This is a genomic window from Salegentibacter profundi, from assembly GCF_054121475.1.
In genome coordinates this window covers 340,993-367,761 of the sequence record NZ_JBSYGG010000001.1, presented here as the reverse complement: position 1 = coordinate 367,761, position 26,769 = coordinate 340,993, and the positions used below count along the sequence as shown (strand labels likewise).

The window sequence follows — 26,769 nt, the reverse complement described above, 5'->3', positions numbered from 1 at the left end:
TATTAACTTAATCACCAATAACTTAAATTATGTGCGGAATTGTAGGTTATATTGGGCATAGGGATGCTTATCCTGTAGTGCTCAAAGGACTCCAGAGACTGGAATATCGCGGTTACGACAGTGCCGGGATGGCCCTTTACGATGGGGGGGAACTTAAACTTTGTAAAACTAAAGGTAAAGTTGCCGATTTAAAAGAAAAACTCGAAAGTTCAATTTCCAATAAGGGAAATGTAGGGATAGGACATACCCGCTGGGCTACTCATGGAGTGCCGAATGATATTAACTCTCATCCTCATTATTCCAATTCAGGAAATCTTGTCATAATTCATAACGGGATCATCGAAAATTATGATGCTCTTAAAAAAGAACTTAAAACCCGTGGATTTTCTTTCGAAAGTGACACGGACACAGAAGTTCTTGTGAATCTAATTGAGGATGTTTCAAATAAAGAAGATGTTAAGCTAGGAAAAGCAGTGCAAATCGCTCTTAACCAAACCGTGGGGGCCTATGCAATAGCCGTTTTCGATAAAAGAAAACCAAATGAAATTGTCGTTGCGCGACTGGGAAGTCCTTTGGCAATCGGTGTTGGCGAAGACGAATTCTTTATTGCTTCTGATGCTTCTCCATTTATTGAATTTACTAACAATGCTATCTACCTGGAAGATGGGGAGATGGCTGTGGTAAGACGCGATAAGGGAGTAAAGGTTAGAAAAATCAAGGACGATTCTCTCGTTGATCCGTATGTACAGGAACTTCAGCTTAATCTAGAGCAAATTGAAAAAGGTGGGTATGAACACTTTATGCTCAAGGAAATTTATGAACAGCCAAGTGCTATTAGTGATACCTTTCGTGGAAGAATGCTTCCGGATAAAGGGATTATCAGAATGGCTGGGGTTGATGATAATATTGAAAGAATCTCCAATGCTAAGAGAATTTTAATAGTTGCCTGTGGTACCTCTTGGCATGCTGGTCTTGTGGCAGAATATATTTTTGAAGATCTTGCGCGTATACCTGTAGAGGTTGAATATGCTTCAGAATTCAGGTATCGCAATCCAATTATTTCCGAAAATGATGTAGTCATTGCTATTTCTCAAAGTGGAGAAACAGCCGATACTATGGCAGCAATTAAATTGGCCAAGGAAAAAGGTGCTTTTGTTTTCGGAGTTTGTAATGTAGTAGGCTCTTCAATTTCGCGTGAAACTCACGCCGGAGCATATACTCATGCCGGACCTGAAATTGGAGTGGCTTCCACTAAAGCATTTACGACCCAAGTCACCGTTTTGACTTTGATGGCTCTAAAATTGGCTAAGCATAAGGGGACAATCTCTAATTCGAGTTTCATGCTTCACCTGCAGGAAATGGAGCGCATACCCGCCAAGGTTGAAAGGGCATTGGAGTCTAATGAAAATATCAAAATTATTGCTGATATCTACAAAGAAGCGAGAAACTGCTTGTATCTCGGTAGAGGCTTTAACTTTCCCGTGGCTCTTGAAGGTGCCTTGAAATTAAAAGAAATTTCCTATATCCATGCTGAGGGTTATCCCGCAGCAGAGATGAAACATGGTCCTATAGCACTGATAGATGAACAGATGCCAGTTATTGTTATTGCTACCAAAAAAGGTCATTATGAGAAAGTAGTAAGCAATATTCAGGAAATAAAATCCAGGAAAGGTAAAATCATTGCTGTCGTTACTCAGGGAGATCAGGAAGTAAGAGAGCTTGCCGACCACGTTATCGAAGTGCCGGAGACTATGGAGTTATTGACGCCATTGTTGACAACCATTCCGCTTCAATTGTTATCATATCACATTGCGGTCATGCTCGGAAAAAATGTTGACCAGCCGAGAAATCTTGCTAAATCAGTCACAGTAGAGTAAGATAAATAGAACGTTAATCTATCAAAACCTTTCAGGCTATAATCTGGAAGGTTTTTGCTTTTTATCCCGAAAAAATAAGGAATAATCTGCATTAAGCGGCAATCAAAATAGGTGGTAAAAACTTATTTGTGCTGGGGTATGATTTTATCAAGAAAAAACTATCTTTGCAGCCTGAAAATAACCTGTTTGGAATTTTGATTCATATTAATTTCCCGACGGTGGTTTTAAGATTTTTAAATACTAAACATTAAAGAAATAGATAATGTCTAAAGTAACAGGTAAAGTTGCCCAGATTATTGGTCCTGTAGTTGATGTTGTGTTCGACTCAGAAAATACTGACTTACCAAAGATCTACGACTCTTTGGAAATTACAAGAAAAGACGGTTCCATTTTGGTATTGGAAGTTCAGTCTCATATTGGTGAAGAAACTGTTAGAACGGTTTCTATGGATTCTACCGATGGATTGAGCCGAGGAGTTGAGGTAGTGGCTACCGGTGCTCCTATTCAAATGCCTGTTGGCGGTGATGTGTATGGAAGATTGTTCAATGTAGTGGGAGATGCTATAGATGGTCTCGGTAATTTACCTAAGGCAGGAAAAGATGGTTTGCCTATTCACCGTGATGCACCAAAATTTGAGGATTTATCTGTTTCTACTGAAGTTTTATTTACTGGAATTAAGGTAATCGACCTAATTGAGCCTTACGCAAAAGGTGGTAAGATTGGACTTTTCGGTGGTGCCGGGGTAGGTAAAACTGTTCTTATTCAGGAATTGATTAATAATATTGCCAAGGGCCACGGTGGTCTCTCGGTTTTTGCTGGAGTAGGAGAGCGAACTCGTGAAGGAAATGACCTTCTCAGGGAAATGCTTGAATCCGGTATTATAAAATATGGTGATGATTTCATGCATTCTATGGAAGAAGGCGGATGGGATCTTAAAAAAGTAGACAAAACAGCCATGCGTGAGTCCAAGGCGACTTTTGTTTTTGGCCAAATGAACGAACCACCAGGAGCGCGGGCCCGGGTAGCGCTTTCAGGACTTACTATTGCCGAATTCTTCCGTGATGGTGCCGGAGAAGGACAGGGGAAAGACGTGTTGTTTTTCGTAGATAATATTTTCCGTTTTACCCAGGCGGGTTCAGAAGTATCGGCACTGCTTGGGCGTATGCCCTCAGCAGTAGGGTACCAACCCACTCTTGCTACGGAGATGGGAGCGATGCAGGAGCGCATTACTTCTACAAAAAATGGATCGATTACTTCAGTTCAGGCGGTATATGTACCTGCTGATGACCTTACCGATCCGGCGCCTGCGACAACTTTTGCACACCTTGATGCAACTACGGTATTGTCTCGTAAGATTGCTGAATTAGGTATTTATCCAGCTGTAGACCCTCTTGATTCAACTTCAAGAATTCTTACTCCCGAAATTTTAGGGGATGAACATTACAACTGTGCGCAACGAGTAAAAGAATTACTACAACACTATAAGGAATTACAGGATATTATCGCTATCCTAGGTATGGAAGAACTTTCGGAAGAAGATAAGCTTTCGGTGTCTCGTGCAAGAAGAGTACAGCGCTTTCTTTCTCAACCCTTCCACGTAGCCGAGCAGTTTACTGGACTTAAAGGGGTGTTAGTGGATATTAAAGAAACGATAAAAGGTTTTAATATGATTATGGATGGTGAATTAGACCACCTCCCTGAAGCTGCCTTCAACCTTAAAGGTTCTATAGAAGAAGCTATCGAAGCCGGTGAGAAAATGCTCGCTGAGGAAGACTAGAAATTTTTCACCATTACCGAAGTTCAAAATTTTAGATACCTATGCAATTAGAAATCGTAACACCCGAAGCGGTAGTTTTCCAGGCGGAAGTCGATGCTGTGAAGGTCCCAGGAGCAAATGGTGAATTCCAGATGCTTAATGATCACGCGCCAATAGTTTCTACACTGACTGCAGGTGATATTAAGATCAACCTTACTACCGTAAACAAGGATTTTTTAGAGGATCTTTCTTCAGATTTTAAAAAGGAAGGCGAAAAAGTGCTGTATTATCCGATTCAGGGTGGAGTTTTAGAAATGAAAGATAATAAGGCGATAATCCTTGCAGATTAGGTTTTTAGACCCAAAATATTTTAAAAAAGCCGAAGGAAATTCCTTCGGCTTTTTTAATGCTCTAACTTTGTAAAAGCTGTAGATTATTTTTTAAGCCATTCTAGTATTAGGTTGTCTCCAGGTTCTATTTTTAAATAATGAATTTTTATAAATTTAAGAAAGTGGCTGAAATTTTGCTTTTTTAAGAGAATCTAAATTCGCAACCTTGTAAAACCGCAGTTTATGCCTTGTTTTCCTTATTAAACTTAAATAATATCTGCTATATTTGCTGAGAACGGAATTTTTAAGAAAAATATGCTAACAGCTATACTTTTAGGGTTTTTATTTGCTTTGTTCCTCGTTTTTACGGGGAAGATTTTTAAAGGTAAATTGGCTGTAGTTTCTGCACTTGTCCCGTTATCACTTTTTATTTATTTCGCTTCATTTATCCCGAGGATTACCTCTGGAGAAGTTGTTAGCAGAACTTATGAATGGGTTCCTTCCTTTGGGGTCAATTTAGGGTTTAGTTTAGATGGTCTCTCCCTTCTTTTTACCTTAATGATAACAGGAATTGGATTTCTGGTTTATGTGTATACTTCTTCTTATTTAAAAAACCATCAGTACCTGGATCGCTTTTATGCCTATTTGAGTGTTTTTATGGGAGCTATGTTAGGTTTGGTTCTTTCAGATAACATTATTTCTATGTTTGTTTTCTGGGAGCTTACCAGTATCAGTTCTTTTTTTCTAATTGGGTTCAACAATACAAGTGAAGCCTCAAGAAAATCTGCTCTTACAGCTCTAGGAATTACAGGGTTTGGGGGTTTTTCTTTATTGGCCGGTGCCCTGTTGCTTGGGAGTATGACTGGCACTTACAGCATTACCGAAATGCTGACTATGAAGGAGGTTCTTGCAGGAGATGAACTGTATATCCTTGCCGTCATCTTTATTTTCGGAGCTGCTTTTACCAAATCTGCCCAATTCCCCTTTCATTTTTGGCTACCCGGGGCAATGAAAGCGCCAACCCCAGTATCGACCTATTTGCATTCTGCAACTATGGTGAAAGCAGGAGTTTACTTATTAATGCGTTTTACTCCTGTATTGGGAGATACTAATATTTGGAATACTACCCTTATTATCGTGGGAGCAATAACAATGTTGTACTCAGCTGTTCATACTTTATTCCGTACGGACCTTAAGGGAGTGTTGGCATATTCCACCATTTCGGCCCTTGGTATTCTGGTTTTTCTGATAGGACTGGGAAGTCAGGGGGGCTTCCTGGCAGCAGCTGTATTTATCATCGTACATGCCCTTTATAAGGCTACCTTATTCCTTGTCACCGGGGTAATAGACCTTCAGGCAGGAACAAGAAATGTAACGGTTTTGGCAGGGTTACGCAAAGTAATGATGCCAGTTGCCCTAGCAGGCTTTCTTGCAGCGATTTCCAGTGCCGGAATCCCACCAAGTGTCGGTTTTCTCGGAAAAGAGCTTACTTATGAAGCCAGTACCCATTCCACTGGAATGGTGGTTCTAATAGTTGCGGCCATTGTACTTACGAAAATTCTATTGCTCTATGCAGGATTTGTTGCTGGTATAAAACCTTTTACTGGGGGATTACCTGAAAAATTTACTTCGGTAAAAATGCCTGGACCTTTGATGTGGGTGCCTCCTTTATTGTTAGCAATTCTGGGAATTTTATTTGGAATATTTCCTTCCCTTATCGAGTCATCACTTGTAAAACCTGTGGTAACCTCTCTCGGTAAAGATGCTTCGAGTATCCATCTGGCTTTATGGCATGGATTTAATTTGGTCCTGATATTGAGTATAATTACAATTGCGGTAGGAATTTTACTTTACTTTATGTTAAAGCCTTCGGAGAAACTCGAGAACCGAATTGGAAAATTAGAACCGCTTTCTCCAGAAAGTATTATAAAAAAAGGGAGTTACTTTTTTGCGGTATTTTCAAAATTTTGGACGAATGTTTTCCAAAATGGATATCTCCGCAATTATGTTACTACAATTATACTTTTCCTGGTAATTCTAATAGGTTACATTTTTATCGGAAATTCACGCCTGGTTATAGATCATACCAAATTGTCTCAAATTACTGCCTACGAACTGGCAGTAACTTTAATTCTTATTGCAGGCGTCTTTTACACAGTCTTTACAAGATCACGTATTGGTGCCGTGGCAGCAATGGGGGTGGTAGGTCTGGCCATTTGTTTATTGTTTGTTTTTTATAGTGCTCCTGATCTAGCAATGACCCAGTTCTCCATTGATACACTCACTGTTATCCTTTTTGTGCTTGTACTATACAGGTTACCTAAATACCTGGTGTTGTCGGATTACAAGATGAGAATCCGTGATGGAATTCTGTCTCTTACTTTTGGTGGTTTAATAAGCCTTTTGGCCTTACAGGTTCTGGCCGAACCCGTTAGTAGTGATGTTGGAGATTTCTATGCTAAAAACGCCTATATAATGGCACATGGAAAGAATGTCGTAAATGTTATCCTGGTCGACTTTAGAGGAACAGATACTTTGATAGAAATTTCAGTACTAGCTATTGCGGCAATTGGTGTTTATGGTTTGCTTAAATTACGAGTAAAAAGTTCAGATAGGCCTAACTAAAAAATAAAAAATGAAGACATTAATATTAAAAACAGCATCTATTTACCTATTACCGGTATTGTTGGTGTTTTCCGTATTTATTCTCCTCCGAGGGCACTATTTGCCAGGCGGTGGTTTTGTTGGAGGTCTTATTGCGGCTATAGCTTTTGTATTACACGCATTTGCCAATGGTCTCTCTAAATCGAAGAATTTGCTTAAAATTCATCCTGGATTTCTAATGCCAGTAGGCTTGGGGCTTGCTTTTCTCAGTGGGATTGCCCCAGTAATTGGATTGGATGATCCTTTTATGACAGGACTTTGGTTTCCTGATCCTTTTCCTGTAATAGGGAATGTCGGGTCCGCCCTCTTTTTTGATATTGGGGTCTACCTTGTTGTGGTGGGTGTAACTTTAACAATAATCTTTACAATATCGGAATCGGCTTAATTTATGGAAATACTTTTTGCAATAATAATAGGAGTGCTATATGCTTCAGGAATATATATGATTCTGCGCCGAAGCCTGGTTAAACTTATTATTGGGATTATTTTGCTTGGCAATGGTGCCAACCTTCTTATTTTTCTTCTGGGAAGAATAACAGAGGGAGCCCCACCGATTATCCCAGAAGAATCAAAGGTTTTTCTCCAAGCCTATGCCGATCCTGTTCCGCAGGCACTTATTTTAACAGCTATCGTAATTAGTTTTGGTCTGCAGTCTTTTGCTATTATCCTTGTAAAGAGAGCTCATAAGGTAGTGAAGACCGACGACTTAGACGAAATGAACGCAACCGACGAAGATTCATGACACAACAGTTAATTCTATATCCGTTATTGCTGCAACTACTATTAAGCATTCTTCTAATGTTTTTCTGGTACAGGATCAATGCACAGCGGTTTATTAGTATTTTAGGAAGTATCCTGCATTTGGGATTAACGATTTATGTTTTCAGTTTTATCTGGAATAATGGGACTCAAACTCTGCAGGCTGGAAGTTGGGAGGCACCTTTTGGTATTACCTTTATTGCTGATTCTCTATCGATAACTCTGGTACTGCTAACGGCCATTGCCGGACTAGCTGTTTCCATTTTTTCTGCCTCAGCAATGATCCCTGATAGGCTGAAATTTGGATATTTCCCCATCTTTCATTTCCTATTGCTTGGTCTAAATGGAGCTTTTTTAACCGGGGATATTTTCAATCTTTACGTATGGTTTGAAATAATTATTATAAGTTCCTTTGTGTTGATTACACTGGGAGGAGAAAAGGCTCAATTGGAAGGTGCTGTAAAATATTTCACGCTTAATTTTCTGGCTTCAATGATCTTTCTTACAGCCATTGCAGTACTTTATGGGCTGACGGGAAGCCTAAATATGGCTGATCTTGCCATAAAGGTGGCGGAAGTTGAAAATAGAGCGCTGGTTCAGATCACTGCCGTATTATTTTTAATAGGCTTTGGGATAAAAGCGGCGGTTTTCCCCCTTTATTTCTGGCTGCCTGCCTCTTATCATACGCCACCGTCAGCGGTTTCAGCGATATTTGGGGGGTTACTTACAAAAGTAGGAGTATATGCTCTTATCAGGGTTTTTACCCTAATTTTTGTAGGAGATGCCTTTTTGGACGAACTGCTTCTAGTGATAGCGATTTTAACCCTTTTCAGTGGAGGTGTGGGAGCTCTTATTCAAAATAATGTAAAAAAGGTTTTTTCCTATCTTATAATTTGTCATATAGGATATATGATTCTTGGATTAGGAATGTTTACCGAAGTTGCTATTGCGGGAACAATTTTCTATCTTATTCATGACATTATTGTTAAAACCAACCTTTTCATGGTAAGCGGGCTTATTTATAGAATTAAAGGCTCAAGCAGTATGCGAGCTCTTGGTGGTTTTTACAGCGATTACCCAAAACTAAGCCTTTTAATTTTTATCCCCTTATTTTCCCTGGTAGGAGTTCCACCATTATCAGGATTTTGGCCTAAGATTTCTCTGATTACTGCTAGTTTTGATACTGAAGGTTATTGGGGGTTGGCAGGGATTATTTTTGCTAGTTTCATAACTCTTGTGGTTATAGCTAAACTCTGGGCAGAAGTGTTCTGGAAAAATCCTGGTGAACTTCGTGAGAGAATTAAATTTGATTATTTTCATAAAATGGGAAGATACCGGAAACTCGGCTTTGTCGCCCCCATAGTTTTTTTAGGTTTTGTTTCTCTGTACATTGGTTTTGGTGCCGAAAACATCCAGATCCTTTCATCGCGTGTAGCCCAGGAACTTATGGATAATCAATTGTATATTGACGCTGTGTTTAATAATGCTCAAAATTCCCAATAATGAAAAGCAGGTTCGTCGCAAATTTATTGCTCACATTTATCTGGGTTGCACTAACCGGTAATTTCGCCTTAAACAACTATGTTTTCGGTTTTGTGCTGAGCTTTTTTATCCTTTGGTTAATAAGTAAGGAAAAAAGAAAATCAAATTATTTTACGATTGTTCCTAAACTGATTGCATTCGTATTTTATTTCTTATTTGAACTAGTTAAGGCTAATTTACAAGTTGCTTATGAGGTGGGTACTCCAAACTTAAAAATGAAACCCGGAATCGTAAAGGTGCCCTTGGATATTCAATCCGATATTGGGATTACCTTGCTGGCCAATATGATCTCACTTACTCCTGGTACCCTTAGTTTAGATGTTTCAAATGACAAGAAAGTACTTTTTGTACATGCCATGTATATCACAGATAAGGAGGAGTTTATTCGCGGAATTAAAAACGGTTTTGAAAAACGCTTACTGGAAATTTTTAGGAAATGACATTAAACGACTATATATATTATGTAATTTTACCTGTTTTGGCCTTTTCTATTCTGCTGATTTTTTACAGGTTTTTCAAAGGGCCTAGTATCGCGGATAAAATAATCGCCTTGGATCTTCTAATAACTACAGGGATAGGAATTATAGCTGTTTACAGTATTGTTCATGGTAGGTCTACATTTATGGATACCGCAATGATTCTTGCTCTAATTGCATTTTTAAGTACGGTAGCATTTTCTTATTACATTGAAAAAAGAAATAAAAAGAAATGATTACAATCATTATAGTCATATTAATAACTCTTGGGACCTTGTTCATTCTCCTTGCTGCAGTTGGAATGGTGAGGATGCCGGATACCTATCTTAGAATTTCAGTAACCACTAAGGCGGCAACTTTGGGTGTTGGATTGTTGTTGGTTTCCTCTGCTATTTATTTTAATGATACCTCAGTAACTTCCCGAGCTTTAGTAATCATCCTGTTTGTGCTTCTTACAGCACCAGTTAGCGCACATTTAATTGGTAGGGCCTCTTATTTCATGGGTGTTAAACTCTGGAATAAATCCGTTATGGATGATTTACGTGGCAAGTATCAAAAGAAAACCCACGTACTGAAAAGCGAAACCGACAATACCCCAGGGGATAATGTGGTGCATAACTTTAACAAGAATGAAAATGAAGATGAATTAAAATAGTTAATTCGTTAATTTTGTTACTGATACGGAAATATAAATCCAACATTGCAGATAAAAGGAAATTAGCATGGGCATGTTGAGATACAATGGAGAGGAATGATGAAGAAACATAACCAACTGGAGTTAGCTGAAATCCCTAGGGTAGCAAGAATCTCTAAGGAGGATTTTATTGAAAAGTATGTGAAGGCTCAAAAGCCCGTAGTTATTGAGCGACTAATAGAAGACTGGCCAGCTTACCGGAAATGGAATTTTCAATATATAGAGAAAGTGGCTGGAGATAAAACCGTACCTCTCTATGATGATCGGCCAATATCTTCAGAATATAAATTCAACGAGCCCCACGCCATGATGAAAATGGGGGATTATTTAGATTTGCTGCAATCCGGACCTACCAACTACCGTATTTTTTTGTATCATCTCCTCAAGGAGGTGCCAATACTTCAACAGGATTTCAAATTCCCAGACTTAGGTCTTCAATTCATTAAAAAACTACCGACATTGTTTTTTGGTGGAGAAAATTCTAAGGTGTTTATGCATTATGACATCGATTTTGCTAATATTCTTCATTTTCATTTCCATGGAACCAAACGGTGTATTCTATTTCCACCCTCCGAAACAAAATTTCTTTATAAAGTGCCTCATGCCTTGATTTCGAGAGAAGATATTGATTTTAACAATCCTGATCTTAAAGCTTTTCCTATGCTGGCCAAAGCAAAAGGCTATGTTACTGAACTCCATCACGGAGAGTGTCTTTATATGCCTGAAGGGTACTGGCATCAAATGACATACCTCACTCCCGGATTCTCAATGAGTTTGAGAGCATTTCCTCGAAATGTAAAAAATTTTTCCAAAGCGGTGTATAATCTACTCTTTATGCGACATTTTGATAATTTGATGAGAAAATGGAAAGGGCAAAAATGGATAGATTACAAAAACGAGCAAGCCATAAAACGTACTGAGAGATAAAATAAGCCTATTTAATTAATGAATTTACCTTTTCGTATACCAAACCAGCTTCATACCCTTTTCTAAGTAAGAAATCGGCTAATTTTCTCTTTTTTACATATGGGTCTTTCTCCCTTATGGTAAGTTGCTTCTGAATGGCAAGTTCTTCTAAGGTCTGTAGGTAGGATTCTTCCTCAATTTCCGTTAAGGCCAATTTTAATATTGGAGAAGAAATCTCCTGAAATTTTAGCGCTTGCTTGATCTTAATCCTTCCCCATTTCTTTATTCTGAATTTGCCTCGGACAAAATTGCGTGCAAAGCGTTCTTCATTTAAAAAATCTTCTTCAATTAATTGAATGATAATATGTTCTTGTGCTGCTGGGATCATTCTCATCTCTGTTAATTTTTTCTCCACTTCTTTGTGGGAACGGTCACGGTAGGCACAAAATTGCATCATTTTAATCGTTGCTTCTTTGACGGTATATGATTTATGAGGTTGACCTGTATCCATATTGAACAAAATTAGTCAAATCAAAACAAAATTATTTTTTAGCCTTACTTTTATCAATGGCTTCAATGACTTTTTTTAATATAATTAATTTAATACTGGAGGTATGAAGAAAATATTTTTATTCTCAGTTTTCTATGTGATAACTGTATCTGTAAATGCGCAGAAGGATTATGGTGACGCAATACAACTCATAGAAATTTGGTTAGATGCTCAAAAAGATTACGAAAAGCTTCCGGCAGTAATAGCAAGTGTGACTGAAGATCAGAATAAAATCTGGTCAGGGGCTTTTGGAGTTGCAAACCCTGAGAATAATACGCCAGCTGATGTGTCGACCCTATGCAGTATTTGCTCAATTTCCAAACTATTTACGGCGGTTGCCGTAATGAAATTATACGATGAAGGTAAACTTAGATTGGATGATAAAATTGAGGATTTATTACCCTGGTATGATTTAGAGCAGCAGTATGAGGATACAGCTCCTATCACTATCCGGAGTTTACTGACTCATTCTTCCGGCCTGCCCAGAGAATCTAACTTTCCTTACTGGACAGGTCCCGAGTTTGCTTTTCCGGATAAGGAAGAAATAAGAGAAGAGCTTTCGGAACAAAAAACCTTATATCCCGCTTCCAAATATTTTCAATATAGTAATTTGGGCCTTACCCTTTTGGGGGAAGTAGTCGAAGAGATTTCAGGAATTCCTTATCAAGAATATGTTCAGCAAAACATTCTTGATCCCTTGGGCCTGGATAATACTTATTCTTTCCTGCCTGAGGAGAAATACGGGAACCAGCTTGCTGTGGGGTTTGGGCCATTAAAAAGAGATGGTACAAGGGAGAAATTGAAGCTGTTTGACGCCGGAGGTGTTCAGCCAGCAGCTGGATTTTCCTCCACGGTAGAAGATCTCGGGAAATTTGGAGCCTGGCAATTAAGGTTAAGAGATACATCAGCTATTGAAATTTTAAAACCTTCCACATTGAAATTAATGCAAAGAGTCCACTGGACTGATTCGGATTGGGAGACCACTTGGGGGTTAGGATTCGCTGTGCAAAAAGGCTCCGATGGTTCTACCTGGATTAGTCATGGTGGTAGCTGCCCAGGTTACCGCTCCATTATTATGATTAATCCTGCATCCAAACGAACCTATGCGGTTTTAATTAATGCTAATGGAACAAATCCAGGAAAGTATGTACAAGGGATCCACGCGATTTTAAATAAAATTAAAACTGAAAACAAGAAGGAGGATATCGAGTATAGAAAAGAATCCAGAGGAATTTATAAACTTCAGGATTATGTGGGTTATTATGATAGCCGTCCCTGGACCAGTGAGGTTTATATTGGTACCTGGGGGAATAAACTGGTTATGATTGGCCTGCCTACCGATTCCCCTGCCGAAGCAATGAGATTTTATAAACACATTGAAGGGGATACCTTCAAAAGAATAAGAGATGATAAGGAATTAGGGGAAACCCTGGAGTTTGAAAGAGGGAGTACCGGTGAAATAACCAGGTATAAATCTCATGGAAATTATTCTAAGAAAACAAAGCGCTAGAACCCTTAAATAGGATCAATCTCAAAAGACTTCAAAAAAAAACGCCTTCCGAATTAACGAAAGGCGTTTTAATTTAAAGTTTGATCTCTTTCCCTTCTTTATCGTGAAAGTGATACTCCATGTACGTGTAAGCGTCTCTTGGTAAAATTTTAACCCATCGCTTATGGTCTAAAAACCATTGCGAACGGGGTGATGGAAAGCCTTTGGTTAAGAAGGCTGCAATAAATGGATGCGCACTCAAAGTGATCTTTTTGTGATCTTTCTTGATGAGTTTTTCCAGGTCGGTTTTTATTTTATTTATCAGAAGTATTGGTGCCTCAATTTCACCACTTCCATTGGGGTTAGTTTCCCGGGTTTTAATATTCATTTCCGGCCGTACGCGTTGTCTTGTAATTTGGATCAATCCGAATTTACTTGGCGGCAAAATTTTATGTTTTGCACGGTCGTCGCTCATCTCTTTTTTAAGGTGTTCGTAAAGGGCTTTCCGATTCTCGGCTCGCCCCATATCGATAAAGTCTACCACAATTATTCCTCCCATATCGCGGAGTCGCAACTGGCGGGCTATTTCGGTGGCGCTTATCATGTTCACCTCCAATGCAGTATCTTCCTGGTTTTTTGATTTGTTAGAACGGTTACCACTATTCACGTCTATAACGTGCATCGCTTCGGTGTGTTCTATCACCAGGTAGGCGCCTTTGCTCATAGAGACCGTTCGCCCGAACGTAGTTTTTATTTGTCTTTCGATACCGTATTTTTCAAAGATTGGAACATTCGACTGATATAATTTTACAATTGATTCTTTACTCGGGGCAATCTCCCCTACATAATCTTTAATTTGAGTATAAAGCGTTTCATCGTCAACGATAATAGAAGTAAAGGTGTCGTTGAAGATATCCCGAAGCAGGGAGGAGGCTCTGTTGAGTTCTCCCAATACTTTTGAAGGGTGAGGTGCCTTATACAGTTTTTTACTCATGGCTGTCCATCGACCAACTAAATTTTGAAGGTCTTTGTCCAGCTCTGCTACTTTTTTGCCTTCGGCTACGGTTCTTACAATAACCCCGAATCCTTTGGGTTTAATGCTTTTTACCAGTCTTTTTAGTCGATCTTTTTCCTCCTTGCTCTCGATTTTTTGTGAAACCGAAACCCGATTAGAAAAAGGAACCAAGACTATATAACGACCCGGAATGGAAAGCTCTGAGCTTATCCTTGGGCCTTTGGTAGAAATAGGCTCTTTTACAACCTGAACCAGTACCGATTGATTTGACTTAAGAACATCGGTGATTTGTCCGTTCTTGTCAATATCTTTTTCAAAAGTAAAATTCTTAAGTGAATAATCTTTTAATTTACCTGTGCTTACACGTTTGATGAACTTAAGCTGGGAAGAGATTTGAGGCCCGAGATCGTGATAGTGTAAAAAACCATCTTTTTCATAACCTACATTTACAAATGCGGCATTTAATCCGGGTACAGCTTTTCTAATTTTGGCAAGAAATATATCGCCAACATTGAATTTATTGCTATCTTCTTCCTTGTTGAGTTCAATAAGTTTTCCATCTTTTAGTAAGGCAAAATCTACAGCAGAGGATTCGGACCTAATAATTAATTCTTTGTCCACTCTTTTAGATTTTTGTCCCGATAATATCGGGATGGATTAAACATTATTTTCTCACAGGTTTTTATTCCTGAAGAAATCTTAACTTCCACCACAGGTGGATTTTAGGATTTCGATTTCAATGAACTTTTTAAACAAAAAAAGTAGTGTGAAAACTACTTTTTCTTATGGCGGTTAGCTCTTCTTCTTTTTTTACGCTTGTGCGTAGCTACCTTATGTCTTTTTCTTTTTTTTCCACTTGGCATAGTGTGCGTTTTTAATTAATAACTTATTTTCTTTTGTCTGCTGTTGCAGATCTTTACTTTACTTCAACATTAGACTTAACGCCTTCCACGAATATTTTAGCCGGTTTAAATGCCGGAATGTTGTGAGCTGGAATCTTAATGGTTGTATTCTTTGAAATATTTCTTCCGGTTTTTTCGGCTCTAGTCTTAACTACAAAGCTTCCAAATCCTCTCAAGTATACGTTGTCTCCACTCTCTAATGAAGTTTTAACCTCATCCATGAAGGTCTCAATAGTAGCCTGAACATCACCTTTTTCCATTCCTAATTTTTCTGAAATGTTTGCTACGATATCTGCTTTCGTCATTTTCGTGCTATTTAATATTATAAATTGGGGTTTCTAATTTTTCAAGGGCGCAAATATAAGAATTAAATCTCCAATATTTCAAGCCTAATACATTAAATAATAACGGAATAAACTTTTAATATTGCAACGCAACTATTATTACTATGGAATTTTCTAAAATACTGATTAATTGGTATTTAAATAATAAGCGTGATTTACCTTGGCGCCAAACCGCAGATCCTTATCTTATTTGGCTTAGTGAAATTATGCTGCAACAAACCAGGGTAGAACAAGGTTTGCCTTTTTATAACCGATTTAAGCAGGCTTTCCCTTCCGTGTTTGACCTGGCTGAAGCATCCCAGGAAAAAGTACTTAAACTATGGCAAGGTTTAGGTTATTATTCACGTGCCCGAAATCTTCATCAAACAGCTAAATACATTGCTTTCGAGCGAAAAGGTGTTTTTCCAGATAACTATGAAGACCTTAAGAAACTCAAAGGCGTGGGGGAGTATACCGCTAGTGCGATTGCCTCTATTTGTTATAATGAAGCCGTGCCTGTAGTTGATGGAAATGTTTACCGGGTTCTTTCCAGATGCTTTGGTGTGGCAACTCCAATAAATTCTTCATCTGGAATCAAACAATTTAAGTTGCTAGCCAATGAATTATTAGATAAGAAAAATCCCTCTTTGTTTAATCAGGGTCTTATGGAGTTTGGAGCCATACAATGTAAACCCCGTAACCCGAAATGTGAGAGTTGTCCTTTTAATGGTCGCTGCCTGGCATTAAAAAACAAAAAAATTCAGGAATTACCTGTAAAGCTTAGAAAGACAAAGGTAAAGAAGCGTTATTTCCACTATTTGGTTTTTGCTTCTAAGGAGAATGAAACTCTTCTTAAACAACGAACAGGGAAAGGAATCTGGAGAGGACTTTATGAATTTCCTCTGATCGAAACAGGCGAATCCGCAATTGACGAAACATTTATTTCAGAAGATAGGATTCTGGAAAAAACGGGTGTTGCTGGGGCTGAAGTTATTTTATATAACGATAAACCAGTAGTTCATAAACTTTCTCACCAGCATATCTACACCCATTTTTGGATGGTTAAATCTGGATCTTTGCAAAAGAATGGGGTTCCTATTGAAAAGCTTAAAAATTATCCAGTTCCGGTTTTGATCCAGAATTTCCTCGAAGAGTCGGGATTTGAGGATTATTAAATAAAAAGAGTTGAAACTTTATTCCCTTCAATTTTAGGCTGCTCAAAATTTTTGAGTATTTTAGAATAAATTTAAAACTGTAAGAACCTCTGATTGAGGTGAAAATTAAACTTAAAAAGATGACAGGTACGCTAAACAAAGTAATGCTGATAGGGCATACAGGAGATGATGTGAAAATGCATTATTTTGAAGGTGGAAATTCTCTGGGAAGATTTCCCCTTGCCACAAATGAGACCTACACCAACAAAACCACTGGAGAAAAGGTTACTAATACCGAATGGCATAATATTGTGGTACGCAATAAAGCAGCAGAAATCTGCGAAAAATACCTTAAAAAAGGAGATAAGGTTTACATAGAAGGCAGACTTAAGACCCGTAAGTGGCAGGATGACCAGGGGAATGATAAATATTCTACTGAAATCCACTGTTCCGAATTTACTTTTTTAACCCCCAAAGATCAGACTGGTGGAAATGCGCCGCAGGAAAATAGGGCACAAAATCCTCAAAGCCAGCCAAAAAATGATAGATTTGCACAGGAAGAAGATGAAGATGATCTTCCCTTTTAAGTTTAACTAAAACCATAGCATTTGGACTCAGAACCTCCCAGTTTGATTCTGTTTTGGGCCACTATTGACTTCACCCAGATAATTAGTTTAATTATCTTATTGCTTTTGCTGGTTTGTTCTGCACTTATCTCAGGTGCAGAGGTGGCGTTTTTTTCTCTTACCCCTGCCGATGTGATAACCGATGATGGGAAGAGAAGTAAGGCACAACAAATTGTGGTCAATCTTTTGGATAAGCCTAAAAAACTATTGGCTACTATACTGGTGGCTAATAATTTTATAAACATTGCCATCGTACTACTTTTTGATACGCTAACCGATGAATTCTTCGGTAAGATTAGAACTGTTTACTGGGGTGTGGATTTTAAACTTATCGTAGAGGTAGGAGTTGTAACTTTTCTAATTCTGCTTTTTGGTGAGATTTTACCTAAAGTTTATGCAAGCCGAAATAAGGTGCAGTTTTCAAACTTTATGGCGCAACCTCTTAATTTCTTAGATAGCTTTTTTTCTCCACTTAGTCTGCCTATGCGTTCGGTTACTATTTTTATTCACGAAAAACTTGGGAAGCAACGTTCATTTTTGAATGTGGATCATCTATCACAGGCCCTTGATCTTACAAGTGATGAGGATACCACCAAGGAGGAACAAAAGATCCTGAAGGGGATTGTTTCCTTCGGAAATACTGACACTAAACAAGTGATGCGTCCCAGGTTAGATATTTTTGCACTCAACGAGAATCAGACTTATAAGGAAATCATCCCTGAAATAATCGAAAATGGTTATTCCCGTATTCCAGTTTACAGGGAAAATATTGATAGCATTATCGGGATCCTTTATGTGAAAGACCTTCTTCCTTATATTGAAAAAAATAAATTTGAATGGAATACTTTGTTAAGGGAGCCATACTTTGTCCCTGAGAATAAAAAACTTGATGATTTGCTTAATGACTTTAAGGATAAAAAAAATCATCTGGCCATAGTAGTCGATGAGTACGGCGGAACCAGCGGTTTGATTTCTCTGGAAGATATTATTGAAGAGATCGTTGGAGACATAAGTGATGAATTTGATGATGAAGATTTGATTTTCTCAAAATTAGATGAGCATAATTTTATTTTTGAGGGAAAAACACCGTTGAAGGATTTCTACAAGATTATAAAGATGGAGAACCCGGAAGTTTTCGAAGAGCAAAAAGGTGAAGCCGAGACCCTAGCTGGCTTTCTTTTGGAGATATCGGGAGGTCTTCCCAAGAAAAATGATCAGATTTTTTTCCTGAACTATGCCTTTACCATAGAAGCGGTGGACAATAAACGGATCAAACAAATAAAGTTTAGTATTACGCCTATATGAGGTCAGCCTTTGCCATAATAGTTTTCGTATTCATGCTTTCAGCTTGTGGGGATGAAGATATCCGGCCAAAACCTAAAGCTTTTTTGGCCCTGGATTACAAGGAACCTGTGTATACGCCAACTAACCTGAATTGCCCCTACAACTTTGAAAAAAATCAACAAGCTGTCATTAAGCCCTCAAGAAATAATATCCCCTGTTGGATAAACCTGGAATATAAAGATATGGACGGGGTGATATTTATTACTTATCAACCGGTTAGGAATAATCTCGATTCCTTACTGAAGGATGCGCAAAACCTACCTCTCCAACATACCATAAAGGCTGATATTATTGAAGGAGATATGTATACAAACCAACTTCACGATACTTACGGAATGTTTTATGAGGTTGAAGGAGATGCAGCCTCCCAGGCGCAGTTTTATCTTACAGATAGTCTTGAGCATTTTTTGACTGGATCAATTTATTTTAATCGTAAACCGAATTTCGATTCCATAATACCAGCGGCCGATTATCTTAAAAAGGATATGAGGCATTTGATGGAAAGTCTACAATGGCAGTAGAAAAAGTGAAGAAGTAATGGTTTTGCATGAATTAATATCGATTTTTGCGCTTTAAAAGCAAAAATTATATGCCATTACAAAAACTTAAATGGATCTATCTTATATTATTATCGCTGGTTTGGGGTAGTTCTTTTATTCTTATTAAAAAAGGTCTTGTTGGGCTTTCCGCCACCGAAGTTGGTTCTTTCAGAATTATTTTTGCAGCGCTTTTTCTTATTCTGGTGGGTTTTAAAAGCCTGCAAAGGCTTTCTAAGAGCCAGTGGAAATGGATTGTAATTTCTGGATTTTTGGGATCTTTTTTTCCGGTTTATTTATTTGCCTTCGCTGAAACCGAAATCGATAGTGCCATTGCTTCCATCTTAAATGCTACCACTCCTATCCTAACGCTTATTTTTGGCGCTTTCTTTTTCAGAGCCGTATTTACCCAAAATAAGCTTATTGGAGTGGGAATTGGCTTATTAGGAGCAATTAGCTTGGTACTTAGTGGCGCCAAAATAAACCCTGATCAAAATTATATGTATTCTCTATTGGTGATTACGGCTGCCGCCTGTTATGCAGTAAATGTAAATATTCTTAAAACAAAAATGGAAGATATTTCCCCTTTGGCAATAGCTGCCGGTAACTTTGCAGTGCTGCTTATTCCTGCATCTGCTATCTTGTTTTTTTCAGGTTTTCTTCAGAAAGAAATAACTAATCCCGGGATTCAACTTTCGATCGCTTATGTAGCTGTTTTAGGGATAATCGGGACGGGAATAGCCATGATAATTTTTAATAAGCTAGTGCAGATATCAGACCCGGTATTTACCACCTCGGTGACTTATACTATTCCTGTGGTAGCACTTGGCTGGGGAATTTTGGATGGAGAAGTTTTTAGTCTCTGGCAATTGATATCTGCTATGGTTATCCTGGCAGGAGTTTTCATAGTAAACCGGTCGAAAAAATTGTTTAGTAAATTCAGAAAGCAAGCGGTATGAAAAGAGAAAACCAGCTATATAGCCGGTTTTCTCGCCCTCTAACATTAATAAAAAAGACTATTCTTTAAAATCTTCTGGTGTAACACCTTCGTTCACAAGGATCTCAGTTACATTAAACTCAAAGGTTTGTGGACCTGCGGCCTGGAGGATAGAAAAAGGGAATTTCACTCCTTCTACTTCCTGATAGTCGCTATACCCTGTAGGAATACTCATAGTTTGTCCCGCTTGAGAAACGGTTTGTACCGTTTTTATCTTTAAACCGGTTTCGGCGTCATAGTAAGCTTTGTTACTTTCTCCTAGAGCTACAACATAAGCATCTCTTCCTTCAACATTTTCCATTCCTTCTAGACTTGCATTTCCGACTTCAAGCTCTGGGAATGGATTGGCGTCCAATTTAGCGGCTTTGATCTGGTCCTCGTTATAAGGTGTTTTTTGTCCCTGGACTACTACAAAGCCTGTTTCGCCATCAAAAACTTGTTTGCTCATTACATTTCCGCCAACAGAAACCTCCTGTTTTAACTTGCCGTCTGTGGTCCTTTTCATGCTCAGGTTTAAAGCCATTCCCTGAACGGTGGCTTCAGCTAGCATTACTACTGTTTCAACATTTTCTACGGCTTCCCGGCCACCAATAGCTTTTATATAATCTGCGTAAATTTTATCTACTGTTACTGATGCATCAATTTCTTTTGCCTTTGGTTTTTCAACTTCCTGGCCGAGTTTGTTGTAATATTTCACGGGCAATGTTTTTCCGTTGAATTCAATCTTTTCAAGATTTCCTGCAATTTCTGAAGCTTTTCCGGCAACAACTATTCTTGCCTGATCCAGCTTAAAATATTTCTGTGCTACACGTTGAACATCTTCTACAGTCACCTCATTGATCTTTTGCAGATAGGTTTCGTAGAAGTCTTCAGGTAGGTCTTCAGTTTCAATATCAAGAGCATATCTTGCAATTGTAGACGGCTGCTCAAGAGATAGCACGAAGTTTCCTACATATTTATTCTTGGCATTACTTAATTCCTCTTCGGAAACTTTCTCAGTGCGAATTCTATGGATCTCCTCAAGGAAAGCAACAACCGAACTGTCTGTTACTTCATTACGGACCTGTGCAGTTGCTGTAAAGGCAGAGGCATATCTATCGTTTCCCAATGAAGAATAAGCGCCATAAGTATAACCTTTATCTTCCCTTAAATTCATAAAAAGACGGGCATCACCACCTCCACCAAGGATCTGGTTGGCAATGATAGCAGGGAAATAATCAGCGTTTTTCTTTTTGAAATCTACACTGTTCACTACCGCGATCTGACTTTGAACTGCGTTTGGCATATCAAGAATGTTAATCTGGGTAGATTCAACATTTTGTACCTCGGGTAGTTCTTTTTTTGGAAGTTCCTTTGACTTCCAGTCACTGTAATTTTCTTCAACCAGTTCCCTGGCATCGTCGAAGTCTACATCTCCAATAATGGCCAGGTAGGCATTGTTGGGAACGAAGTAAGTATTATAATATGATTTAACTTCTTCCAGGCTCACTTCTTCCAGGCTTTCCGGAGTACTGAACTCGCCATAAGGATGCTCCTTTCCATAGGTCAGAACATTTCTTAAACGTCTTTCATTAAAAGCCACATCCTTTTCATTGCTTTTAAGATTCTCAATTTGGCGTTGTTGAAGTTTCTCAAACTCTTCCTTGGTGAACTTGGGTTGCAGGGCACCTTCAGCCATTAACTCCAAAACTCTTGGAAAAAATTTCGATAAAGTGTTGGCATTAGCGCTTCCAGCACTATAATTAAGTCTTGCGCCAAGATAATCTACTTCTTCATTAAATTCGTCTTTTGAAGTTTCCTTAGTACCGGTGCCTAGCAAACCACCGGTTAAAGAGGATACACCTACTTTCTCTCCTTCTGAATGAGGGGGGTTGTCCAGTATGAGAGTCATATTAACCCTTGGTAACTTATGGTTTTCCACAATCATTACCTTAAGACCATTATCTAAAGTAAAGCTTTGAGGCTTCTCTAGATTGATCTTTGGCGCAGGGCCCGCTTCCGGGGGAGTGCTTCGATCTATTTGTGCAATGCTTGAAAATGACAGAAACAATAGGGCATTTATAGTAAGAATATATTTTTTCATTTTATTTTCTTTATAATTTTTATTGAACATCATCCGATTTTGGGAGGTAGTATATCTCTGCTCTTTGGTTTTTGTTTAGATACTCATTGGCTACTCTTTTAATGTCTTCAGGAGTAATAGAGCGTAGAATATCTATTTGTTCATTAATTAAATCGGTGTCTCCATGAAGTACATGGTAAGTTGCAAGAGATTCTGCAATTCCCGAAACGCTGCTGTTGGCGTTTACGAACCTGTTCTCAAAAGTATTTTGAAGTTTCTGAAATTCTCTTTCAGAAATTGTTTCGTTTTGAAGTTTAACTATTTCCTCGTCGATTTCCTGTTTTAAGGTTTCTAATTCGGTATCTCCAAGAGGCAAGCTTAAGATTGCATAAGCACTGTAATCTTCAAAAGCCAGGTTTATAGCAGAAACCTGAAGCGCCTGCTTTTGATCATCTACAAGTTTCTTGTAAAGCCTGGAAGATTTTCCTCCTGAAAGTAAGGAAGAAACCATATCGAGTATTTGAGCATCTTTAGTTGCCATTCCCGGGGTTCTATATGCCAGGAGGAACATAGGTAGTTGTATGTTTGGGTCGTAAAAAGTATCGGTCACTGTAGTATTTATCGGTTCTTCTTCAATACGTTTTCTGGAAACCTCATTTCCCGAAGGTACTGCCCCAAAATAATCCTCAATAAGTTTTTTAGTTTCTTCTATTTCAAAATCCCCGGCAACCACCAGGGTGGCATTGTTTGGAGCGTAGTATTCATCGAAATATTCATTGAACTCCTCCAGGGTTGCGGCATCAAGGTCTTCCATGTTGCCGATATTCGGATCTTTGTAGGGATGCTCTGTAAAAAGATTGCGTTGTACAACCTGAAGTAGGTTCCCGTAAGGACGGTTATCATAACTTCTTCTTCTTTCTTCTTTTACAACCTCATTTTGAGTATCTACACCCTCCTGACCTATAACGGGATGAAGCATCCTTTCAGATTCAAGCCATAGGCCAAGTTCCAATTTATTGGAAGGGAAAGTCTCATAATAATATGTTCTGTCTAATGAGGTGGTGGCATTAAAAGAACCTCCGTTTGAGTTTATAATTGACATAAACTCCCCTTTTTTAATATTCTTGGTGCCTTCGAACAAAAGGTGTTCGAAAAAGTGAGCAAATCCTGTTTTATCATTTTTCAGGTCTTTCCCGCCCACATGATACATCACGGAAGTCGAAACTACAGGAGCTGTTTTATCCTGATGAAGTATGACGTGTAATCCATTATCCAGGTTGTACTCTATGAATTCTACCTCCTGGGCAACTCCTGCTGCACTAACCAATAAGGCGCAGGCAGTAAGCTTAAGTTGTTTAAACATGTTTAGTTGGTTTTATTAATAATACAGTAATTAGTCCCTGGAAATACAGAATTGTTACAAAATTTGAATTAAATTCAAAAGATAATACTTAGAAATACGCTAGATCCAAAATTAACAAGGTGTTAAGGGTGAAACCGGTAGTTTTTTAAGAAATTTACTAGTGTAAAACCAAATGTGAACTATGAAAAAATTCAGTATTCCAATAAAACATGGAGTAGCTATTGCTGCAGGTCTGATTGCTTATTTTTTAATACTCTCCTTATTCGGAGCTCATAAATACCCTGTTTTCAGTTTGTTCAACGGGGTGATAATGGCTTTTGGGATGTGGGAAGCGATTAAATATTACAGGCTTTCTGCAGGGAATAAATTTAAATATCAAAAAGGTTTTATGACTGGTCTTTTGACCGGGTTTAATGCAACGATAATCTTCACCATTTTCTTTGGGATTTATGCCACTGAAATCGATCCTGGTTTTAAGGATGAAATAGTAACCATGTGGGTAGACGATTGGTTTATCAATATCGGGATGTTGCTCTTTACAGTTGCCTTGATGGGTTTTGCTACCAGTATTGTGCTTACCTTGGCTTTTATGCAACTTTACAAAGATTCCTGGAACACCAAAGAAGGGAAAAAGCATACATATTAAAAACTTTAGAAGAGTTTGTGAATTAATTAATTAGGAGTATATTTGCACCCGCTTGCTAAAAAGCAGGCGTTTGTAAAGCATAAATCTAATAAAAACACTATGTACGCAATTGTAGAGATAGCAGGGCAGCAATTTAAAGTTGCAAAAGACCAGAAAGTGTTTGTTAATCGTTTACCAGGGGAAGAAGGAGACAGCGTTTCTTTTGACAAGGTACTTCTTACTGGCGATGGTGACAACATTACTTTAGGCGCCCCGGCTATAGAAGGCGCTCTTGTAGGAGCAAAAATTTCCCGTCACCTTCAGGGGGACAAAGTAATTGTTTTCAAGAAAAAAAGACGTAAAGGTTACAAGAAAAAGAACGGACACCGTCAGGCTTTAACCGAAATCGTAATTGAAAGCATTGATGTTAAAGGTGGAAAGAAAGCTTCTTCAGCAAAAAAAGAGGAGCCGAAAAAAGAAAGCAAAGCCGATAAGAAATCTGAAGATTTGAGCCAGTATACTGTCGCTGAATTAAAAGAGATGGCTAAAGAAAAAGGACTTGAAGGTTATTCTTCAATGAAGAAAGCTGAATTAATAGAAGCTTTAAGTTAATTAATTAAACTACTTAAAACCTAAAATAAAATGGCACACAAAAAAGGAGTTGGTAGTTCCAAGAACGGAAGAGAGTCAGAATCGAAGCGTTTAGGCGTGAAGATCTTTGGCGGACAAGCTGCCGTAGCCGGAAACATCATCGTTAGACAAAGAGGTACTGCGCACAATCCAGGAGAGAATGTGTATGCAGGAAAAGACCATACCTTACACGCCAAAGTAGACGGTGTTGTAAAATTTTCTAAAACAAAGAACAATAAATCATACGTTTCAATTGAACCCTTTGAAGCTTAATTGACTTTGCTTTAGATTAAAATCAAAAGCCTTTTCGGAAACGAAGAGGCTTTTTTTGTATCTTTAAGTAAACCAACCGATTAAGCAATGAAATACATAACTGTCTATAGGACTGCCGATATTACTGAGGTCTCGGGTATTAAAGAGATTTTTGTCAGAGAAAGTATTAACTTTAAAATTCTCGATACAGAAACCGCTGCGAACGAAAATAGAGACATTAAATCTTCAGAAAGCAGAATTCAGGTTGAAGAGCAACAGCAGGAAAGGGCTAACAGGATCCTTACCCAACATGGTTATGCCAATGCCGGTGGAGAGACGCATTTTAAAACAACCCATAGAAGTCGCCTTCCAGACTCCAGAGATAAACCCATGATTAATAAATGGGTGATTTTAATTCTCGTAGGACTTGTTGTGCTTATCGCAATCATTTTGTTTACCTGGTTTATGATTCCATAAAAAATCCCTTTTGAAATAGTATTCAAAAGGGATTTTTAAAAAGTTTATCGCCTTTGCGGAAATCTATTAGTATCTGTAATATTCAGGCTTAAATGGACCTTCTACTTCTACACCTATGTATTTGGCCTGGTCTGGATTTAACTCGGTTAATTCCACACCGATTCTTTCCAGGTGAAGTTTTGCGACCTTTTCATCTAAATGCTTAGGAAGCATATACACTTCGTTTTTATATTTATCCGCATTTTTCCAAAGTTCTATCTGGGCTAAAGTCTGGTTGGTAAATGAATTGCTCATGACAAAACTGGGGTGCCCTGTAGCGCATCCAAGATTCACTAATCGGCCTTCAGCTAAAAGAATTATATCCTTCCCGTTAATGGTGTACTTGTCGACCTGTGGTTTTATTTCGTCTTTGGTCTCGCCATAATTTTCATTCAACCAGCTTACATCAATCTCGTTATCAAAGTGACCGATATTACAAACGATGGTCTTATCTTTCATTGCTTGGAAATGCTCACCTCTTACTATGTCTTTGTTACCAGTGGTGGTGATTACGATATCTGCTTTGTCTACTACGCTTTCGAGTTTTTTTACTTCAAAACCATCCATGGCTGCCTGCAGTGCACAAATTGGATCTATTTCTGTAACGGTAACAATTGCGCCTGTACCTTTAAATGAGGCCGCAGTACCTTTTCCAACATCTCCATAGCCACATACCACTACACGTTTTCCTGCAAGCATAATATCGGTTGCCCGGCGAATAGCATCTACTGCACTCTCGCGGCACCCATATTTATTATCGAATTTCGATTTGGTTACAGAATCGTTTACATTAATGGCTGGCATTACTAAGGTACCGTTTTTCATTCTTTCATAAAGACGATGGACTCCAGTAGTGGTCTCTTCAGAGAGGCCTCGGATTCCCTTGGCGAGCTCAGGATATTTATCAAAGACCATATTGGTAAGATCACCCCCATCATCAAGAATCATATTCAAGGGTTTGCGATCTTCTCCAAAAAATAGGGTCTGTTCAATACACCAGTTAAATTCCTCTTCAGTCATTCCTTTCCATGCATAAACCGGAATTCCGGCAGCAGCAATGGCAGCAGCGGCTTGATCCTGAGTGGAGAAAATATTACAGGAACTCCAGGTTACTTCAGCTCCAAGGGCCACTAAGGTTTCAATCAGCACAGCTGTTTGAATGGTCATATGTAAACAGCCCGCTATACGTGCCCCTTTTAGAGGCTGTTCATCTTTATATTCCTCCCGAAGTGCCATTAGTCCCGGCATTTCAGATTCGGCAAGTGCTATTTCTTTTCTTCCCCAATCAGCAAGGGAAATATCCTTAACTTTATAAGCGGTATAAGGCACTGTTTTAGTCGACATATTATTATATTTGAATATTAGCAATTTTTTGTCTCGCA

The 26,769-nt window shown here is 38.5% G+C and carries 27 protein-coding genes; 21 read left to right on the top strand and 6 right to left on the bottom strand.

What is annotated here, in order from left to right; genetic code table 11:
• Window positions 1–29: 29 nt before the first annotated feature.
• The 11 genes from glmS to ACW6NC_RS01735 all read left to right on the top strand — a co-directional run bounded on the left by glmS (window position 30) and on the right by ACW6NC_RS01735 (window position 11,024).
• Window positions 30–1,877, top strand: a complete 1,848-nt coding sequence (gene glmS, locus ACW6NC_RS01785; RefSeq protein ID WP_457863428.1) for a glutamine--fructose-6-phosphate transaminase (isomerizing) — start codon at window positions 30–32, stop codon at window positions 1,875–1,877.
• Between the two features lie 262 nt (window positions 1,878–2,139).
• The gene (gene atpD, locus ACW6NC_RS01780) at window positions 2,140–3,654 is read left to right on the top strand and encodes a F0F1 ATP synthase subunit beta (protein WP_457863426.1); all 1,515 of its coding nucleotides are present in this window, start codon (window positions 2,140–2,142) and stop codon (window positions 3,652–3,654) included.
• A gap of 41 nt (window positions 3,655–3,695) precedes the next feature.
• On the top strand, window positions 3,696–3,983 hold the full coding sequence (locus ACW6NC_RS01775; RefSeq protein WP_457863424.1) for a F0F1 ATP synthase subunit epsilon: 288 nt from the start codon (window positions 3,696–3,698) through the stop codon (window positions 3,981–3,983).
• A gap of 294 nt (window positions 3,984–4,277) precedes the next feature.
• Complete coding sequence (locus ACW6NC_RS01770) at window positions 4,278–6,587, top strand: putative monovalent cation/H+ antiporter subunit A (protein ID WP_457863422.1); 2,310 nt, start codon at window positions 4,278–4,280, stop codon at window positions 6,585–6,587.
• A 10-nt stretch (window positions 6,588–6,597) separates the two neighbouring features.
• On the top strand, window positions 6,598–7,011 hold the full coding sequence (locus ACW6NC_RS01765) for a Na+/H+ antiporter subunit B (protein WP_457863420.1): 414 nt from the start codon (window positions 6,598–6,600) through the stop codon (window positions 7,009–7,011).
• A 3-nt stretch (window positions 7,012–7,014) separates the two neighbouring features.
• Entirely contained in the window at window positions 7,015–7,368 is a 354-nt protein-coding gene (locus ACW6NC_RS01760; protein WP_457863418.1) for a Na+/H+ antiporter subunit C, read from the top strand.
• The gene (locus tag ACW6NC_RS01755) at window positions 7,365–8,888 is read left to right on the top strand and encodes a proton-conducting transporter transmembrane domain-containing protein (RefSeq protein WP_457863416.1); all 1,524 of its coding nucleotides are present in this window, start codon (window positions 7,365–7,367) and stop codon (window positions 8,886–8,888) included. Before ACW6NC_RS01760 ends, ACW6NC_RS01755 begins: the two co-directional genes overlap by 4 nt.
• The gene (locus ACW6NC_RS01750) at window positions 8,888–9,367 is read left to right on the top strand and encodes a Na+/H+ antiporter subunit E (RefSeq protein WP_457863414.1); all 480 of its coding nucleotides are present in this window, start codon (window positions 8,888–8,890) and stop codon (window positions 9,365–9,367) included. Before ACW6NC_RS01755 ends, ACW6NC_RS01750 begins: the two co-directional genes overlap by 1 nt.
• Window positions 9,364–9,639 (top strand): cation:proton antiporter, encoded by a 276-nt coding sequence (locus tag ACW6NC_RS01745; RefSeq protein ID WP_457863412.1) that lies wholly within the window; start codon window positions 9,364–9,366, stop codon window positions 9,637–9,639. Before ACW6NC_RS01750 ends, ACW6NC_RS01745 begins: the two co-directional genes overlap by 4 nt.
• The gene (gene mnhG, locus ACW6NC_RS01740; protein WP_457863410.1) at window positions 9,636–10,058 is read left to right on the top strand and encodes a monovalent cation/H(+) antiporter subunit G; all 423 of its coding nucleotides are present in this window, start codon (window positions 9,636–9,638) and stop codon (window positions 10,056–10,058) included. The genes ACW6NC_RS01745 and mnhG overlap by 4 nt, the downstream gene beginning before the upstream one ends.
• Window positions 10,059–10,154: 96 nt before the next feature.
• Window positions 10,155–11,024 carry a cupin-like domain-containing protein gene (locus tag ACW6NC_RS01735; RefSeq protein ID WP_457863408.1) on the top strand — a complete coding sequence of 290 codons (870 nt, stop codon included), beginning with the start codon at window positions 10,155–10,157 and terminating at the stop codon, window positions 11,022–11,024.
• A 7-nt stretch (window positions 11,025–11,031) separates the two neighbouring features.
• Here ACW6NC_RS01735 and ACW6NC_RS01730 read toward each other — a convergent pair whose 3' ends face one another.
• Window positions 11,032–11,514: a regulatory protein RecX gene (locus tag ACW6NC_RS01730; RefSeq protein ID WP_457863406.1), complete on the bottom strand. Its 483-nt coding sequence runs from the start codon at window positions 11,512–11,514 to the stop codon at window positions 11,032–11,034.
• A 103-nt stretch (window positions 11,515–11,617) separates the two neighbouring features.
• On the opposite strand from ACW6NC_RS01730, the gene ACW6NC_RS01725 reads away from it, so the two are divergent.
• Window positions 11,618–13,063 (top strand): serine hydrolase, encoded by a 1,446-nt coding sequence (locus tag ACW6NC_RS01725; protein ID WP_457863405.1) that lies wholly within the window; start codon window positions 11,618–11,620, stop codon window positions 13,061–13,063.
• Between the two features lie 73 nt (window positions 13,064–13,136).
• On the opposite strand, the gene ACW6NC_RS01720 is transcribed toward ACW6NC_RS01725, so the two are convergent.
• Together ACW6NC_RS01720 and ACW6NC_RS01715 are read right to left on the bottom strand one after the other, a co-directional pair.
• Complete coding sequence (locus ACW6NC_RS01720) at window positions 13,137–14,678, bottom strand: Rne/Rng family ribonuclease (protein WP_457863403.1); 1,542 nt, start codon at window positions 14,676–14,678, stop codon at window positions 13,137–13,139.
• Window positions 14,679–14,973: 295 nt separating this feature from the next.
• Window positions 14,974–15,282: an HU family DNA-binding protein gene (locus ACW6NC_RS01715; RefSeq protein WP_262506692.1), complete on the bottom strand. Its 309-nt coding sequence runs from the start codon at window positions 15,280–15,282 to the stop codon at window positions 14,974–14,976.
• Window positions 15,283–15,407: 125 nt separating this feature from the next.
• Between ACW6NC_RS01715 and mutY the strand changes: the two genes are divergently transcribed.
• The 5 genes from mutY (at window position 15,408) to ACW6NC_RS01690 (ending at window position 19,901) form a co-directional block, all read left to right on the top strand.
• Entirely contained in the window at window positions 15,408–16,457 is a 1,050-nt protein-coding gene (gene mutY / locus ACW6NC_RS01710) for an A/G-specific adenine glycosylase (protein ID WP_457863402.1), read from the top strand.
• A 119-nt stretch (window positions 16,458–16,576) separates the two neighbouring features.
• The gene (locus tag ACW6NC_RS01705) at window positions 16,577–17,023 is read left to right on the top strand and encodes a single-stranded DNA-binding protein (protein ID WP_457863401.1); all 447 of its coding nucleotides are present in this window, start codon (window positions 16,577–16,579) and stop codon (window positions 17,021–17,023) included.
• Window positions 17,024–17,044: 21 nt separating this feature from the next.
• Complete coding sequence (locus ACW6NC_RS01700) at window positions 17,045–18,367, top strand: gliding motility-associated protein GldE (protein WP_457863400.1); 1,323 nt, start codon at window positions 17,045–17,047, stop codon at window positions 18,365–18,367.
• On the top strand, window positions 18,364–18,927 hold the full coding sequence (gene gldD / locus ACW6NC_RS01695; RefSeq protein WP_457863399.1) for a gliding motility lipoprotein GldD: 564 nt from the start codon (window positions 18,364–18,366) through the stop codon (window positions 18,925–18,927). Before ACW6NC_RS01700 ends, gldD begins: the two co-directional genes overlap by 4 nt.
• A gap of 68 nt (window positions 18,928–18,995) precedes the next feature.
• The gene (locus tag ACW6NC_RS01690) at window positions 18,996–19,901 is read left to right on the top strand and encodes a DMT family transporter (RefSeq protein ID WP_457863397.1); all 906 of its coding nucleotides are present in this window, start codon (window positions 18,996–18,998) and stop codon (window positions 19,899–19,901) included.
• A gap of 57 nt (window positions 19,902–19,958) precedes the next feature.
• On the opposite strand, the gene ACW6NC_RS01685 is transcribed toward ACW6NC_RS01690, so the two are convergent.
• Window positions 19,959–22,022: a M16 family metallopeptidase gene (locus ACW6NC_RS01685; RefSeq protein ID WP_457863396.1), complete on the bottom strand. Its 2,064-nt coding sequence runs from the start codon at window positions 22,020–22,022 to the stop codon at window positions 19,959–19,961.
• 19 nt (window positions 22,023–22,041) lie between these two features.
• Window positions 22,042–23,364 (bottom strand): M16 family metallopeptidase, encoded by a 1,323-nt coding sequence (locus ACW6NC_RS01680; protein ID WP_457863394.1) that lies wholly within the window; start codon window positions 23,362–23,364, stop codon window positions 22,042–22,044.
• Between the two features lie 181 nt (window positions 23,365–23,545).
• Between ACW6NC_RS01680 and ACW6NC_RS01675 the strand changes: the two genes are divergently transcribed.
• The 4 genes from ACW6NC_RS01675 (at window position 23,546) to ACW6NC_RS01660 (ending at window position 25,348) form a co-directional block, all read left to right on the top strand.
• Entirely contained in the window at window positions 23,546–24,010 is a 465-nt protein-coding gene (locus ACW6NC_RS01675) for a DUF4199 domain-containing protein (RefSeq protein ID WP_457863392.1), read from the top strand.
• Between the two features lie 99 nt (window positions 24,011–24,109).
• Window positions 24,110–24,601, top strand: a complete 492-nt coding sequence (rplU, locus tag ACW6NC_RS01670; RefSeq protein ID WP_457863390.1) for a 50S ribosomal protein L21 — start codon at window positions 24,110–24,112, stop codon at window positions 24,599–24,601.
• Window positions 24,602–24,631: 30 nt separating this feature from the next.
• The gene (gene rpmA, locus ACW6NC_RS01665; RefSeq protein WP_075325607.1) at window positions 24,632–24,892 is read left to right on the top strand and encodes a 50S ribosomal protein L27; all 261 of its coding nucleotides are present in this window, start codon (window positions 24,632–24,634) and stop codon (window positions 24,890–24,892) included.
• Between the two features lie 87 nt (window positions 24,893–24,979).
• Window positions 24,980–25,348, top strand: a complete 369-nt coding sequence (locus tag ACW6NC_RS01660) for a hypothetical protein (protein WP_457863388.1) — start codon at window positions 24,980–24,982, stop codon at window positions 25,346–25,348.
• Window positions 25,349–25,414: 66 nt separating this feature from the next.
• Here the strand turns inward: ACW6NC_RS01660 and ahcY are convergent, their stop codons facing one another.
• Entirely contained in the window at window positions 25,415–26,731 is a 1,317-nt protein-coding gene (gene ahcY, locus ACW6NC_RS01655) for an adenosylhomocysteinase (protein ID WP_457863385.1), read from the bottom strand.
• Window positions 26,732–26,769 lie beyond the last annotated feature (38 nt).